The sequence below is a fragment of the Campylobacter sp. 110 genome (genome assembly GCF_002383965.1).
Classification (GTDB): Bacteria; Campylobacterota; Campylobacteria; order Campylobacterales; family Campylobacteraceae; genus Campylobacter_D; species Campylobacter_D coli.
This window is the reverse complement of the sequence record NZ_NXBD01000017.1, coordinates 30,865-46,240: the sequence shown is the minus strand read 5'-3', so window position 1 is coordinate 46,240 and position 15,376 is coordinate 30,865. Positions and strand designations below refer to the sequence as shown.

Below are 15,376 nucleotides of genomic sequence, written 5' to 3'. Positions count from 1 at the left end.
AATGCTAATTAAAAATGCTAAAATTTATGGTGAAAACTTACAAGATCTTTTAATTAAAGGTGGAAAGATAGTAAAAATAGGCGCAAATTTAGACGATAACGATGAAGTATTAGATGCTCAAGGAATGACTTTATTGCCATCCTTTGTAGATTTATGTGTAAATTTAAAAAATGATAAATTTTCCCTAAACAATTTAGAACTCTTAGAAAAAGAGTGTTTAAGAGGAGGGGTTGGTGCTATAATGCTGCGTGATTGTATGGATTTTGATGAAGAAAGTTTTTCACTTTTTTTGCAAAATTTAAAATCCAGAAAAGTTCAAATTTTTCCTAGTGCGTGTGCTTTAGATAAACAAGGCAAACTTAAAAATTTAGCCACACTTTTAAATAAAGGCGCATACGCTTTAGAGCTTAAGAGTTCGAGTAATGCAAATATTTTGCGTGTAGGTATGCAATATGCTTTAACGAAAGAAAAAAGCCTTTTTGTAAAATGTTATGATGAGAATTTTGATGATAATGGCGTAATGAATGATTGTGAAATGAGTTTTGAATTAGGCCTTGCGGGCATGAGTGCAGTAGCAGAGAGTAGTGAAGTAGCAAAGATTAAAGAAATAGCTAAATTTTATGGCGTTAAAGTGATTTTTGACTTACTCAGTCTTAAGCGTTCTATGGAGCTTTTAGGGGATGAAAATTTAAAACTTATCAGTATACATCATTTAATCAAAGATGACAGCGCCTGCGCTGGATTTAATACAGCAGCAAAACTCAATCCACCTCTAAGAAGTAAAGAAGATAAAGAAAGTTTGAAACAAGCTTTAAAGCAAGAAAAGATAGATTTTTTAAGTTCGCTTCATAGTGCGAAGTCTATTTCTTTAAAAGATCTAGCCTTTGATGAAGCGGCTTTTGGAATTCATAGCATATGTGAATTTATGAGTCTTTGTTATACTTTTCTTATCAAAGAAGGTCTTTTAACTTGGCAAAATCTTTGTAAAGTAACAAGTCAAAATCCAAGTGAATTTTTAGGTTTAAATAGTGGAATTATAGAAGTTGGAAAGGAAGCAAATTTAGTTCTTTTTGATGAAAACGAAGAAATTTCTGCTCCAAAAAGTTCACTTTATGCAAATGACAAACTTTTTGGAAAGGTTAAATTACATCTTGTAAAGGGTGAAAAAATAATTTTAAATTAAGCTTAAAGTCCTAAGCTTAATTTAAACCCTAGGAATACAAGTGCTGCCATTATCCCAGCGGCTGGCAAAGTAATAATCCAAGCTAAACCTATAGGCTTCATCATAATCCAATTTGCATTTTTATTATATACCCCTATACCCAAAACTGCACCGATTAAAATATGTGTTGAACTTACTGGAATTCCAAATTGGGTTGCTAAAAGTATAACTATACTTGCTCCAAGTTCTGCACTAAATCCTGTAGTAGGGCGTATGGAAGCTAGTTTAGAACCTACAGTGGTAATCACTTCTTTACCTAAAAACCAAAGTCCTATAACCAAAGCAACTCCAAACATAGCTAGAGCGGCAAAAGGCACAGGAGAATTTGCATTTATGGTGCCATTTTTAAGAACATCTAAGATTGCAGCAAAAGGACCAATAGCATTAGCTATATCATTAGCCCCATGAGAGAAAGCAAAACTAGAAGCGGTAAAAATTTGAAACCAAGCAAAAAGTCTATCGGTCGTTTTGTTTAATTCGGTTTTTTTAACAATCTTTACTATGGCAAAGGTTACAACATAGCTTATGGTTCCTACAATTCCTATAATCCAAAAATTTTGCAAAATATCTAAAGTACTAATATTATTTAAACCTTTAAATAAAAACATAGCAGCAATTATAGCAGCTCCAATGCAAGCAATAATAGGCATATGTGTTTTTAAAACAGAATAAATATCTATATTTTTTTCTTTTTCTTTAAATTCTTTGATTTGATTTTTATAGAAGCTATTTTCTTGTCCTTCATCCTCTAAGGCTATGGCTGAGAGTTCTTTGATTTGCTCTTCCATACTTTTGGTTTTAAGATTTAAAAAATAATTTTCTTTAAATTTCTTTCTTTCTTTTTTTAAATTTTTTAATTCTTCGCCAAGTTTCTCTGAGGGTTTGAGTATTTTTTTATCTATATAAGAGTAGATGATATAAGCTACAAGTCCTCCTAAAAGAGGTGAAATCACCCAAGATACAGCAATCCTTACTATTTCGCTCCATTTAACCATGGATAAGGTTTGTGATCCATCAAATTTTAAAAGCCCCATCATGATACTAGCTCCAACTATACCACCAATGATACTATGTGTAGTAGATACAGGCAAGCCTTTTTTTGTGGCGATAAAAATCCAAACACCCGAGCTTAAAAGAGCAGCTAGCATGATAGCAACAAAAAGCATAGGATCAAATTGTTCAGGAAATATAACTATTCCACTGCGTATAGTTTTGGTTACTTCAGCCCCTGCAAAAATAGCACCGCTGAGTTCAAAAACAGCTGCTATGATCAAAGCTTGTTTTATGGTTACGGTTTTAGCTCCCACACTAGTACCAAAAGAATTTGCTACATCGTTTCCGCCTATGTTAAATGCCATAAATATGCCAAAAATGGAAGCGAGTATAAAGAGTATGAGTTGGTGCTGGGAGATATAGCCAAATCCCCAAATGATAAATGCGATTACGCTAATGGTAAAGATGGTAAATGCGATAAGATTATCTTTTTGCATAAAGTTAAGCCTTTTTTAACTTTAATTATACCCTTATAATCCTGAATTTGCAAATTTTAGAGCTCTTATTCTCTGTAGCTAATTTTTATTTATTTTAATTTTTTATAATGAAAAATAAATAAATAAATTATAATTTTAGGAAAAGTGATGAAAAGTATTTTATATATGCTTATACTTTTTTTCTCTTTGCTAAATGCCGATGAGTTAGATAATGCCTTAAAAAATAATCAAAATAAATGGCAAAAATTTAATTATCAAGCTACCCAAAAAGCACCGACAATAAAGGAAGAAAATATTGATTTTAAAAGTGCTTTAAATGGTATATTATCTAATGTATTAGAAAATAAAAATGGTATTGATAAAACGGATGGAAATTTAGATTTTCAAAATGAAAATGTGCAAATTAAAAATTTAAACTCGCTTTATGAGGGGGAGAATAATTCTTTGCTTTTTCAAAAAGAATTTTATGCTACACAAGATAGTTATAATTATTCAGGTGGTTTAATCAATCGTTATGAGAAAGATGGTTTTTTATTGGGTATAAATGGCTTTATTGATGGGCAAAAAGAGCAAAAAAAAAGTAAAAGCTTTGGAGCTGAATTGGGTTATTATCAATTTGTAAAAGCTTATGGTAATTATTATGTTCCAAATGAAGCAGATGAAAATTTGCAGTTTGGAGTAAGTTTTACTATACCATCTTATAGTGCTTTTATCTTTGATATCAGCAAGGATAGTGAGAAGATAAATTATCAAGTGTCGTATTCGCCCTATAGTGTTTTGAGTTTAAAAATATTACGCCGTGATTTTAGTGCAAATGAAGCTATTGACGATACTGTTTTGCAGGTGGGTTTTAGTTTCAATTTTGACGAGAGCTTTGTGAAGCAACTTAGAAAAAAGGATAATGCCTTGCAAGAAGTTAATCGTTATGACTTCTTGCAAAGGGTGCGTTAATGCATACCAGCATTATGGAATTTTTCTGGATTATCCATAGCATAGCGGAATTTTTCCCAATCAATTTGTTTATCCCAGATGGCAACGATTAAAGCTGCTACTGAATTTCCACAAAGATTTCCAACTGCCCTCATTTCAGACATAAATTTGTCAACACCTAAAAGAATACCTATAGCAGCTACTGGTAGAACTTGTGCTAAGGTTGCATTTGCTTCTGAAATTTCCATATTTCCTAGAGCCGCAAGCGTACTTCCAAGCACTATAAAACCTGATCCAGTTACACCTACTGCACCTTTTGAAGCTATCATTAATACTATTAAAATACTGATTTCGTGTGCTAAACTTAAATTTACATTGAAAGCTTGTGCTAGAAAGATTAAGCTCATAGCTAGATAAATATTTGTACAATCAAGATTAAAACTATATCCCGTTGGTAAAACAAGTCCGACTGTTGCTTTAGAAAGTCCTGCTTTTTCTAGTTTTCTCATTAAAGGAGCAAGTGCAGACTCGCTTGAACTGGTTGCAAAAACGATCAATATTTCTCTTGAGATAAATCTCATAAATTTGAAGATATTTACTTTTGCAAAATAACAAATCAGACCTAAGATTCCAAATATAAAAACAAGACATGAAATCAGCATTACTAAAAGTAAATATGCCAAGTTGACCAAAGAGCCAATTCCGTATTGAGCTATGAGTACAGCCATTGCTGAAAAGGCGGCAATAGGACTAAAATACATAATGATTTGTAGAATTTTAAAAACAAAATTTTGTACCACTTCAAAAACTCTTTGAATTGCCTGTTTGTCTTCTATTCTCATTAAAGAAATAATCAAAGCAGTAATTATAGCAATAACTAAAACTTGTATGGTTTTTCCTTCTGTAAAAGGTGTGATAATATCAGTAGGCATAGCATCTTTTAAAATATGCATAATTTCAGAGCTCGCACTTACTTCTGTGGTTTGAGAAATGTATTTTTGAACGCTTTTTGTATCAAGTTGACTTGGATCAAGATTCATTCCATGACCTGGTTGCATAACATTTGCCATAAAAATACCTATGGCAAGTGCTAAAGTACTTACAACTTCAAAGTAAATAACCGCTTTAGCGCCAATACTACCTACTTTTTTTAAACTTTCAAGACTAATGATGCCCAAAACCAAAGTAACAAAAATAATAGGGCCTATAAGAACCTTTAAAGCACCTATAAAATAATCAACTCCCGGTTTACTAGCAATGGCTAATTCTTTATCTGTATAGCCAAGTGCAATACCTGCAATAATGCCTATAATCACCCAAAATCCAAGACTTTTGATAATACGTTTATGTAAAGGTGGTTTTCTTTCAGCTAAAGTTTGACTTAAAGTTTCCAAGTTTATTCACTCCTTTTGATCTTTGTAAAATATAATTTTAACAATGCGTATTGTAAATTTTAACAAAAAAACAAATCTAGAAATAATTTCTTTTATATGATATGACAATTTTTTATATAAATGTTACAAAATTTCTCATTATTTGTATTATAAAATTTAAAATATTTTTGAAAATTTTATAATTTTGTAATTCAGTCTACTTTTTGTTATTTATTATTGGTAATAATTCTATTTTTGATTTATTTGTTTTATTGGGATGTTTTAAATTATGAAAGAAATAGTTTTGTCTGAAAATGCTTTAATTACTTCTAAAACAGATCTTAAAGGGAATATCATTTATGCCAATAATGACTTTTTAAAATACGCAGGTTATAAAGTCGATGAACTTTTGTATAAATCTCATAATATAGTGAGACATGAAGATATGCCACGCACTGTATTTAAATGTCTTTGGGATTATATTCAAAAAGGAGATGAAATTTTTGCATTTGTGAAAAATAAAGCCAAAGATGGTAATTTTTACTGGGTTTTTGCAAATGTAAGTGCTTCATTTGATGCTAATGGAAATATCATCAATTATTATTCTGTTCGTCGTGCGCCTAATAGAAAATCTCTTCCTATAATTGAAGAAGTTTATAAAATTTTACTTGAAAAAGAGCAAAAATCAGGCATTAATGCTGGAGTTTCAGCTTTAATGGATATTGTAAATTCTTATAAAATGACTTATAATGAACTTATTTTTAACTTACAAGAAAATAACTAAATAAGATATATTTAATCTTTTTTATTGTATAATTTTCGCCTAAAAATTAAAGTAATATATTATTAAAGTATTGCTTTAATTTATGATTTCAAAAAATTTTCAATAAAAGGCGTAAATTTATGGTGAAAAACGGATTATTATCAACTATTTTTCTAAGCATTATTGGTATTTTAGGTGCTATTTTTTTTCATATTTATGTTGGAGTGATGATTTTTATTTTAATCGCTGTTTTAATGATTTATTTGTTTAGACAACATAAAGATGAGCAAATAATGATAGATAAACTTTTGGTTCTTTGTAGAGAGTTAAAAGAGGGTAATTTCGACAATAGAATTATCTATATAAAAACAAAAAGCAAAAAATTAGCCGAAATAGCAGATAATCTTAACAATACTATTGATGGGCTAGAAGCTTACTTAAGGGAAATTAATACTTCTATTTCATGTTCTCAAAAAGGTGAATTTTATCGTAAGGCTTTGCCTGAAGGTTTAAAAGGAATTTTTGCTCATAATATCGAATTTATAAATAAAGCTTTAGCAAACATAGAAGTGACAGCAAGATCTACTTTTAAAAATGCTTTATCAAGAACTTTAATGGATTTAAGCCTTGGAAATCAAAATAAAGATATGTCTCAAATTTCTAACTCATTAAATCAAGATATTAGTATGATGAAAAATGTATATGATACAGTGGATGCCATTTCTCATACAGCTACAGAAAATGGCTCAGAAGTGGATTCTTTACAAAGTGCTATGGGTTCTTTAATGGATGTTGTAAATTCAAGCAAGGAAACAGTGCAAACTTTTGTGGCTAATTCTCAAAATATCACTTCAGTGGTTGAAGTAATACGCGATATAGCTGATCAAACCAATCTTCTAGCTTTAAATGCCGCTATTGAGGCAGCACGTGCAGGAGAACATGGTAGAGGCTTTGCGGTTGTGGCTGATGAAGTAAGAAAGTTAGCAGAAAGAACTCAAAGATCTACAAGTGAAATTTCTATTGCAATTCAGACTATGCAACAAGATTTTGTAAATATCCAAAGTGGCAGTGAGCAAGTTTTTAACATTGTTAGTGAATCTGAAGAAAGAATTAATAAATTTTCTCAAGCTTTTAAACGTCTAGAAGAAAATAGTAGTGCTCTTGGTGTTAATTTTGGATCCTTTGCAAAGAGATTGATTTTGTCTGTGGTTAAAATCGATCATATTCTTTATAAATCAAATATATATTTAAATTTAAATGGGGCTCAAAATTTCAATCTTGAAAGTGTAGATCCAATTTCTAATCTTTGTCAAGATGAGAGAGCTCAAGGTGTTATTAATGAGCTTAGTTCTGAAACTGAGTTAAATTTAGCTAAAGAATTTATAAAAGATAATGCTAAAAAAGCAATAGAAGAATCAAGTCAAGATTATATCGATCAAAAAGCTTATGATGCGATTGTAAATGATATTAAATCACTAGAGCAAAGAAGTGCTGAAATCTTAGCAAAATTAAAAATATAAATTAAGAGGGTGGGAAAATGTCAAGAGAAATTTTTTTGCAAGAAGATAGTTTAATTACTTCTAAAACAGATTTAAAAGGTAGAATAGTTTATGCAAATGATGATTTTTTAAAATATGCAGGTTATACCATGGGTGAAGTTTTAAATAAACCTCATAACATAGTAAGACATGAAGAGATGCCAAAAACTGTTTTTAAATATTTATGGGATTATATGAGAGAGGGTAAGGAAATTTTTGCTTACGTAAAAAACAAAACCAAAGATAATAATTACTATTGGGTTTTTGCAAATGTAACCCCATCAATAGATGTTAATAATAATATCATAGGCTATTATTCCGTTCGTCGTATGCCAAATAAAAGCGCTATTTCTACAATAGAAAGTCTTTATAGCGATCTTTTAAGAGCAGAACAGCAACAAGGCTTAAATAAGGGTGTTGAGATGCTTAAAAATTTCTGCAAAGATGCAGATAAAACTTATAATGAGCTAATCTTTTCTCTTCAAGAAGCTAAATAAATTTTTGTTAGACTTAAAACGAGTTTGTTTTAAGTCTAAATATTATATAATCTTTCTTTTAAAAATTCACATTTTTCAAGGCAAAATATGTTTGATGTCATTGTTATAGGTGGTGGACATGCAGGTGTTGAAGCAAGTGCTGCTGCTGCTAGAATGGGTAAAAAAACCTTACTTTTAACTACATTGATTGAGCAAATAGGAGCGGCAAGTTGTAATCCAGCCATAGGTGGACTTGCTAAAGGGCATTTGGTAAAAGAACTTGATGCCATGGGTGGTCTTATGGGTGAAATCACTGATGAAGCAGGGATACAATTTCGCATTTTAAATGAAAGTAAGGGTGTAGCCGTTCAAGGAAGTAGGGCACAAATTGATATGGATAAATACCGTATCATTACACGTAATAAACTTTTAAAACTTTCAAATTTAGAAATTTCTCAAGAACAAGCGAGTGCTTTAATTGTAGAAAATGATGAAGTTAAAGGCGTAAAAACAAATTTAGAAAACACATATTTTGCCAAAAAAGTGATACTTACAACAGGAACTTTTTTAAATGGACTTATTCATGTAGGTGAAAACAAACTTCAAGCAGGTAGGGTAGGGGAGCTTGCTTCGGTAAATTTAGGCAATTATCTACAAACTTTGGGTTTAAAAATGGGACGTTTAAAAACAGGAACTTGCCCAAGAGTAGATGCAAAAAGCATTGATTTTAGTGTGCTTGAAATTCAAGATGGTGATGTAAATCCTAAAGCTTTTAGTTTTCGTTCAAGAAATTTTAATCCTACTCAACTTCCTTGTTATATCGCACGCACTAATACAACTACACATGAGATTATTAAGAATAATTTTTATCGTGCTCCACTTTTTACAGGACAGATTGAAGGTGTGGGGCCAAGATATTGTCCTTCTATAGAAGATAAAATCAATCGTTTTAGCGACAAAGAAAGTCATCATCTTTTTATAGAGCCTCAAACTATTGATGCGACGGAGTATTATATTAACGGTTTTTCTACTTCTTTACCTTATGAAGTACAAACTCAAATGTTGCGTTCTGTAAAAGGTTTTGAAAATGCTAAAATAACCCGTTTTGGTTATGCTATAGAATATGATTACATAGAGCCAACTGAACTTAAGCATACTTTAGAACTTAAAAAGATTAAAAATCTTTATTGTGCAGGACAGATTAATGGAACTACAGGTTATGAAGAGGCTGCAGCACAAGGCTTTATGGCAGGAATCAATGCAAGTTTAAGCATAGATATGAAAGAGCCTTTGATTTTAAGGCGTGATGAAGCTTATATAGGAGTTTTAATCGATGATTTAGTAATAAAAGGTACAAAAGAACCTTATAGAATGTTTACTTCAAGAGCGGAATTTAGACTGCTTTTAAGGGAAGAAAATGCTATACTTAGACTTGGAAAATATGGCTATGATTTAGGGCTTTTAAGCGAGCAAGATTTTACTTATATACAAAATATCGCAAACAATCTTCAAAAAGGACTTGAATTTTTACTTTCTAAAGAATTCACACCTAACAACCAAAATAATGCTTTTTTAGAGAGTTTGGGAGAAGATAAAATTTCTTCTATAGTCAATCTTCAAAAAATTGTTGCAAGGGCAAGTTTTGATATGGAAAAATTAAAAAAACTTGACCCTATATTTGAAACTATGGATCATTACTCCTTAAGAGAGATTTTAAATGAGGCAAAGTATTATCATTACATTAGTATGCAAAAAGCTCAAGTAGAAAAAATGAAAAATCTTAGTGAGCTTAAAATTCCTGAAAATTTTGATTTTAAAAGTGTAAGTGGTTTGAGTAATGAGGTTGTAGAAAAGCTTAATCATCATAAACCTCCAACCATTTTTGCTGCAAGTCAAATCAGTGGAATCACTCCTGCAGCGTTGGATATTTTGCAAATTTATATCAAAATGCAAAAGAAAAAAGCTTAAATGCTTGCTTTTTTTATTTTTTTATCTACTTTAGTTTTACTTTTTTGGCGTCTATGGAATTTGCCTTTATGGTTGATTGCCATTTTTGGGGCTTTATTTGCATTTATTTTTAAGCTGGTTAATTTAGAGGACGCTTTTTTTGTTTTTGATCTTGTTTGGGATAGCTCCTTAACACTTGTGGGCTTGATTATACTTTCCTTTAGCTTGGAAGTGTTAGGGTTTTTTAGCTTTATAGCTATAAGAATTTTGCGCCTTTCAAAACTTAAAAATTCTCATGCAATTCATACTAAAAAATTAATGCTTTTTATGCTCGCTTTTGTTTTTTGTCTTTCGGCTTTATTTGGAAATGATGGAGCTATTTTAATCATTACGCCTATTGTGTTTGCGCTTTTTTCAACTCTTAAAAATTATAAAGAAAGCGCTATCTTAAGTGTATTTTTATTGAGTGTTTCTTTTTTATGTGATGCAAGTTCAAATGCTTTAATTATCTCAAATTTGACAAATATTATTACAGCTAATTATTTTGATCTTGACTTTTTAGAATTTGCTAAGACTATGTTTTTGCCTAATTTATTTGTGTTATTTTCTACTATTATAATGGTATTTTTGATTTTTGTAAAAATATTACCTAAGGAGCTTGAAATCAATATTTTATCAAATGATTGTATTTCGGTAAAGCTTTTTATTTTTTGTGTTATTTATTTAATATTTTTTGTATCAAGTTTTTTTATAGGAGAAATTTATAACTTAAATGCTAGTTTTTTTGCTGTAAGCGGCGCTTTACTCTTTTGGTTTTTTGTTTGTTTTTTAAAAAAAAGAGAGGCATTGAAAATTATTAAAAATGTACCCTGGGGTATTTTTGCTTTTAGTTTTGGACTCTATATGGTAGTTTTTGCCTTACATAAGGTTGGAATCAGCGATATTTTAATTTCTATCTATGATGTTTTAGTTCAAAATAAAATTACTGCTATTTTTGGAACAGGGTTTATCTCGGCTTTTCTTTCTTCTATATTCAATAATCTACCTATGACTTTGATTGGTGATTTAGCCTTGAAAAATTTTCCTCAAAGTATGGTTTATGCACACCTTTTAGGAGTCAATATAGGACCAAAACTTACTCCCATAGGCTCTTTAGCTACTTTACTTTGGCTGGGACTTTTGACAAAAAAAGGTGTAGAAATTTCTTTTTGGAAGTATTGTAAATTTGGTTTTTTAATCACTTTTCCAGTGCTCATTTGTTCGCTTTTTGCACTTGTTTTGCAATATTAAAATAAAACTTAGTAAACAAAGAAAAAATTTATTTTATTTTAGATACACTAATGATTTGGTTAAAATAAAAAACGAAAGGACGAAGTTATGGCTACATCTGAAAGTAGACGAAGCTTTATGGGTTTTGCATTTGGAACAGTAGCTGCTGTAGGTGGTGTTTTTTCACTCGTTGCAGTGAAAAAAACTTGGGATCCGCTTCCAAGTGTTAAAGCTGCGGGTTTTACTACAGTAGATTTATCGGGAATGCAAGATGGAGAGCTTAGAACTATAGAATGGCGTAAAAAGCCTATTTTTATCTTAAAAAAAGATCCAAATATGGAAAAGGATACAAAGCGAGATGTTGTGGTAGATAATGCTGCATATACTGTTGTTATAGGACTTTGTACTCATTTGGGTTGTATTCCTGCTTATCACGCAAGTGAGCAACTTTTTAAATGTGCCTGTCATGGTGGGGAATTTGATACAAGTGGAAAAAATACCTTTGGGCCTCCTCCAAGACCTCTTGATATACCTCCTTTTAAAATAGATGGAACCAAACTTGTTCTAGGTGAAGAAGGTCCAGAATACAAAAAAATGACGGAGGAAGCTTAATATGGCGCATATTAGAAAGGCTAATGGGCTAGTGGATTGGCTTGATCAAAGACTAGCAGTACATAAATTACTTGATGTTTTAATGGTAAAATATTGGATTCCAAAGCAAATCAATTTTCTTTGGGCAATGGGAGTTATTTTAACTACTCTTTTTACTGTGCTTTTTATTACAGGACTTTTGCTTGTTATGTATTATAAGCCAGATACTGCTCTTGCTTTTGATAGTGTAAATAAAACTATCATGCAAGAAGTGGAGTATGGTTGGCTTTGGCGTCATATGCATGGTGTTGCTGCTTCGGTTATTTTCTTAATCATCTATATTCATATGCTAACAGGAATTTATTATGGTTCTTATAAGCGCGGTAGAGAGATGATTTGGGTGAGCGGTATGCTACTTTTTGTAGTATTTTCTGCTGAAGCTTTTAGTGGATACATGCTTCCTTGGGGACAAATGAGTTATTGGGCAGCTCAAGTTATTACTAATCTTTTTGGTGGAATTCCGCTTATTGGACCTGAGCTTGTTATTTGGATTCGTGGTGATTATGCAGTTTCTGATCCAACTTTGACAAGATTTTTTATGCTTCATGTATGTTTACTTCCTATAGTAATCATTGCTATCATAGCATTCCACTTTTATTCTTTAAGAATTCCTCATGTAAATAATGAAATCGCTGAAGAATTAGATTTTGATTTAGAAGCTGAAAAATACATGGCAGGTGATACAAAAGGTTCTAAAGTAATTCCTTTTTGGCCAGGATTTTTATCTAAAGACTTTATGTATATTTGTCTTTTTATGATTTTCTTTTTCTATTTGGTAAGTTTTAAATTTGGTTTTGCAATGGATCCTATCAACTTTGATCCAGCTAATGCACTTAAAACCCCAGCACATATTTATCCTGAGTGGTATTTCTTGTGGAGTTATGAAGTTTTAAGAGGATTTTTCTTTGATATTGCAGGTATTAAAGCTTTTGATATAGGTTTGGCTGCTTTTGGTATCGCACAAGTTATTTTCTTCTTGCTTCCTTGGCTTGATAGAAGTGATGTAGTTAAACCTGCTCATGAACGACCTTTATTTTTTATTTGGTTTTGGGTATTACTTATAGATCTCATCGTTTTAACTATTTATGGAAAATTACCTCCAACAGGTGTAAATGCTTGGGTTGGTTTTTATGCTTCTATAATATTTTTACTTTTATTTATAGTCGTTTTACCTGTAATAACTATCATGGAAAGAAAAGGAGCTAAGCAATGAGAGAGCTAAAAATATTTTTAGTAGTGGTAGTTTTTACTGCTCTTGTTTATTGGGGAGTTGAGCCTTATGCGCACTCTGTAATGAAACCCCATGTTGCTCCTGCTAATTTTGATTATGCAGCAGAAGATACAGCTTATGCTAAAGGTATTATAGCAGAAAAAGAAATAGCTTTAGAAGATGCGAAAAAATCAAATGACGCAAAAAGAATAGAAAGTGCTCAAAAAGATCTAGATAAGGCTAAAGAAAATTTAGCTAAAGTAGAAGAGCTTTGGGCAGATGTTGCAAAAATTGATTTTACTAAAGGAAACGCCGCAAAAGGCAAGGAGTTCTTTAATAATAATTGTTTTGCATGTCATGGCATTAAAGAAGATGATATAGCAGCAAATATTACAGATTCTTCTTTGGGTGTAATTCCACCAGATCTTAGCTCAGCAGGTGTTATTTTTGATGAGAAGTTTTTAGCTGCTTTAATCATGAATCCTGCTCTTGCTTTAAAAGTAGATCATAAATTTGGCGATGCTTTTATCATGACTGCTTACAATAGTGAAACTTCAGGAGATAGTGAAGAGCTTGTAAATGCAAATATAGCCGATGTTATTGCTTATTTAAAAGAAGTAGGTCTTAAATTTGAAGCTAAGGAAAATGCTACAATTAAACAAGAGGCAGAGCTTAAGTACTCAAAAATTGAAGACGCTAACGAGAAATCAGCTTTAGTTGAAAAAGAAATTGCTTTTGCTAAAGATAGAAGTACTTTTATAGAAGCTTGTGGTCGTTGTCATGATATTAAGTATGATAATTTCTTTACCCCATCTAACCATAATGACTTGGCAAATTATTTAGGTTCAGTTCCACCTGATCTTTCTATGATGATTAGATCTCGCGGGGAGCAATACTTGCATGATTTTATCAATAATACTCAAAAACTTCTTCCAGGAACTGCTATGCCAAGAGTAGGTTTAACAGAAGATGCACAAGTTAAAGTTGTATCTTATCTTGAAAAAGTGGGCGATAGCAAAAAAGAAGAAAGAGAAAGCACAGGAATTTATATAATGATATTCTTTGTAATTCTAAGTATTTTTGCTATAGGCTGGAAGCGTTCTGTTTGGTCTAAACTACATTAATATTATAAAATTTTTGCCACTATTTTACATCTGTGGCAAAAATCCTTCTTTTCTTCGATTTTATTAAATTTTAAACATAATTAAGAGATACTATCAAATAATAATTTTTATTAATTGGAGTATATCATGCTTGAAAAACAAATGATTAAATTTATTCTTTCAAAATGGAATTATGGAAATTTTAGAATTGTATTTTGGGATCAAGAAGAATTTTATGTGGGCAATCAACCTGCTAAATTTTCTTTAATTTTCAAAGAAAAAATACCTTTGTTAGAATTATTTAGTGATACGAGTTTAGTTTTTGCAAAACATTATATGGAATCCAAGTTAGAAATAGAGGGTGATTATGATGAAATAGCTAAAGTTTTGTATTATTTTTCCAATAAACGTTTTTTAAAAAATAAAGAAGATATCTTGAGTAAAATAGCCCAAAAAGAAGAAAGTAAAAACATCAAAAGTCATTATGATATAGGCAATGATTTTTATAGACTTTGGCTTGATGATACGATGAGTTATTCTTGCGCTTATTTTAAGACTTCTAGCGATACTCTTTATGAAGCTCAAATCAATAAAATAGAGCATACTCTTAAAAAACTCGATTTAAAACCTAACGAAAAGCTTTTGGATATAGGTTGTGGTTGGGGTTGGCTTTCTATTATGGCGGCACAAAAATATGGAGTTAAGGTTGTTGGAATTACTATTTCAGAAGAACAATGCAAGAAAGCCCAAGAAAGAGTAAAAGAGCTTAAGCTTGAGGATAGAGTAGAGATAAGACTTCAAAACTATCAAGATTTGGAATTTGAGGATTATTTTGATAAAGTTGTTTCAGTGGGAATGTTTGAACATGTAGGCAAAGAAAATTTAGGACTTTATTTTATGAAAGCAAAACAAGTATTAAAACCAGGGGGTTCTATGCTTTTGCATTCAATTTTGGCAATGTTTGAAGGAAAAACTAATGCTTGGATAGATAAATATATTTTTCCAGGAGGCTATTTGCCATCATTAAGAGAGGTTGTAAGTGCTATGAGTGAATGGGATTTTCACCTTCTTTTAGCAGAAAGCTTGAGAATACACTATGCAAAAACTTTAGATATGTGGAGTAATAATTTTAATCAAGTATTACCTCAAGTAAGAAAAAAATACGATGAAGAATTTATAAGAATGTGGGATTTATATCTTCGCTCTTGTGCTTCTGCGTTTCGCGTTGGAAGTGTAGATTTGTTTCAATTTTTAATTACAAAAGAAATCAATAACAATCTTAGTCTTACTAAAGAGTATATTTATAAGTAAATACTAAACTTAAATTTGATATAATCTTAGCTTCATTTCGCACGCATCAAGTCCTTTTAGCTTGTTTTATAGATAAGGGATGCGGAGGAATAA

13 protein-coding genes are annotated in these 15,376 nt (G+C 31.0%); 11 read left to right on the top strand and 2 right to left on the bottom strand.

The annotated features are described in order from the left end of the window. Position 1: 1 nt before the first annotated feature. Positions 2-1,183, top strand: coding sequence for a metal-dependent hydrolase (locus BGS43_RS01675; RefSeq protein WP_057032403.1), 1,182 nt, complete (start codon positions 2-4; stop codon positions 1,181-1,183). Between the two features lie 2 nt (positions 1,184-1,185). On the opposite strand, the gene BGS43_RS01670 is transcribed toward BGS43_RS01675, so the two are convergent. Next, positions 1,186-2,712 carry an inorganic phosphate transporter gene (locus BGS43_RS01670; protein ID WP_002825297.1) on the bottom strand — a complete coding sequence of 509 codons (1,527 nt, stop codon included), beginning with the start codon at positions 2,710-2,712 and terminating at the stop codon, positions 1,186-1,188. A gap of 147 nt (positions 2,713-2,859) precedes the next feature. Here BGS43_RS01670 and BGS43_RS01665 point away from each other — a divergent pair, with 147 nt between their 5' ends. Further along, positions 2,860-3,663, top strand: a complete 804-nt coding sequence (locus BGS43_RS01665; protein ID WP_002825301.1) for an inverse autotransporter beta domain-containing protein — start codon at positions 2,860-2,862, stop codon at positions 3,661-3,663. Here the strand turns inward: BGS43_RS01665 and BGS43_RS01660 are convergent. After that, complete coding sequence (locus BGS43_RS01660; RefSeq protein ID WP_002825303.1) at positions 3,660-5,036, bottom strand: cation:dicarboxylate symporter family transporter; 1,377 nt, start codon at positions 5,034-5,036, stop codon at positions 3,660-3,662. The genes BGS43_RS01665 and BGS43_RS01660 overlap by 4 nt on opposite strands. Before the next feature lie 268 nt (positions 5,037-5,304). Between BGS43_RS01660 and cetC the strand changes: the two genes are divergently transcribed. The 9 genes from cetC to BGS43_RS01615 all read left to right on the top strand — a co-directional run bounded on the left by cetC (position 5,305) and on the right by BGS43_RS01615 (position 15,283). After that, entirely contained in the window at positions 5,305-5,799 is a 495-nt protein-coding gene (cetC, locus tag BGS43_RS01655) for an energy taxis response protein CetC (protein WP_002825304.1), read from the top strand. A gap of 119 nt (positions 5,800-5,918) precedes the next feature. Continuing rightward, positions 5,919-7,298 (top strand): bipartate energy taxis response protein CetA, encoded by a 1,380-nt coding sequence (gene cetA / locus BGS43_RS01650; protein WP_096568565.1) that lies wholly within the window; start codon positions 5,919-5,921, stop codon positions 7,296-7,298. A gap of 17 nt (positions 7,299-7,315) precedes the next feature. Next, positions 7,316-7,813 carry a bipartate energy taxis response protein CetB gene (gene cetB / locus BGS43_RS01645; protein ID WP_002834696.1) on the top strand — a complete coding sequence of 166 codons (498 nt, stop codon included), beginning with the start codon at positions 7,316-7,318 and terminating at the stop codon, positions 7,811-7,813. Positions 7,814-7,900: 87 nt separating this feature from the next. Further along, the gene (gene mnmG, locus BGS43_RS01640; protein WP_042963042.1) at positions 7,901-9,760 is read left to right on the top strand and encodes a tRNA uridine-5-carboxymethylaminomethyl(34) synthesis enzyme MnmG; all 1,860 of its coding nucleotides are present in this window, start codon (positions 7,901-7,903) and stop codon (positions 9,758-9,760) included. Beyond that, positions 9,761-11,029 (top strand): arsenic transporter, encoded by a 1,269-nt coding sequence (locus BGS43_RS01635; RefSeq protein WP_096568562.1) that lies wholly within the window; start codon positions 9,761-9,763, stop codon positions 11,027-11,029. Positions 11,030-11,116: 87 nt separating this feature from the next. Further along, on the top strand, positions 11,117-11,620 hold the full coding sequence (gene petA, locus BGS43_RS01630; protein ID WP_002780564.1) for a ubiquinol-cytochrome c reductase iron-sulfur subunit: 504 nt from the start codon (positions 11,117-11,119) through the stop codon (positions 11,618-11,620). Position 11,621: 1 nt separating this feature from the next. Continuing rightward, complete coding sequence (locus BGS43_RS01625; RefSeq protein WP_002800995.1) at positions 11,622-12,872, top strand: cytochrome b; 1,251 nt, start codon at positions 11,622-11,624, stop codon at positions 12,870-12,872. Then, positions 12,869-13,993, top strand: coding sequence for a c-type cytochrome (locus BGS43_RS01620; RefSeq protein WP_044600691.1), 1,125 nt, complete (start codon positions 12,869-12,871; stop codon positions 13,991-13,993). Before BGS43_RS01625 ends, BGS43_RS01620 begins: the two co-directional genes overlap by 4 nt. Before the next feature lie 126 nt (positions 13,994-14,119). Beyond that, on the top strand, positions 14,120-15,283 hold the full coding sequence (locus tag BGS43_RS01615) for an SAM-dependent methyltransferase (protein ID WP_002825313.1): 1,164 nt from the start codon (positions 14,120-14,122) through the stop codon (positions 15,281-15,283). Positions 15,284-15,376: the final 93 nt, after the last annotated feature.

Excerpts from the sequence above, each read along its gene's own strand:
- BGS43_RS01625 (WP_002800995.1), top strand. The coding sequence starts at position 11,622 with ATGGCGCATATTAGAAAGGCTAATGGGCTAGTGGATTGGCTTGATCAA.
- cetA (WP_096568565.1), top strand. The coding sequence starts at position 5,919 with ATGGTGAAAAACGGATTATTATCAACTATTTTTCTAAGCATTATTGGT.
- BGS43_RS01670 (WP_002825297.1), bottom strand. The coding sequence starts at position 2,712 with ATGCAAAAAGATAATCTTATCGCATTTACCATCTTTACCATTAGCGTA.
- cetB (WP_002834696.1), top strand. The coding sequence starts at position 7,316 with ATGTCAAGAGAAATTTTTTTGCAAGAAGATAGTTTAATTACTTCTAAA.
- BGS43_RS01675 (WP_057032403.1), top strand. The coding sequence starts at position 2 with ATGCTAATTAAAAATGCTAAAATTTATGGTGAAAACTTACAAGATCTT.
- BGS43_RS01620 (WP_044600691.1), top strand. The coding sequence starts at position 12,869 with ATGAGAGAGCTAAAAATATTTTTAGTAGTGGTAGTTTTTACTGCTCTT.
- BGS43_RS01635 (WP_096568562.1), top strand. The coding sequence starts at position 9,761 with ATGCTTGCTTTTTTTATTTTTTTATCTACTTTAGTTTTACTTTTTTGG.
- cetC (WP_002825304.1), top strand. The coding sequence starts at position 5,305 with ATGAAAGAAATAGTTTTGTCTGAAAATGCTTTAATTACTTCTAAAACA.
- BGS43_RS01665 (WP_002825301.1), top strand. The coding sequence starts at position 2,860 with ATGAAAAGTATTTTATATATGCTTATACTTTTTTTCTCTTTGCTAAAT.
- mnmG (WP_042963042.1), top strand. The coding sequence starts at position 7,901 with ATGTTTGATGTCATTGTTATAGGTGGTGGACATGCAGGTGTTGAAGCA.
- BGS43_RS01615 (WP_002825313.1), top strand. The coding sequence starts at position 14,120 with ATGCTTGAAAAACAAATGATTAAATTTATTCTTTCAAAATGGAATTAT.
- petA (WP_002780564.1), top strand. The coding sequence starts at position 11,117 with ATGGCTACATCTGAAAGTAGACGAAGCTTTATGGGTTTTGCATTTGGA.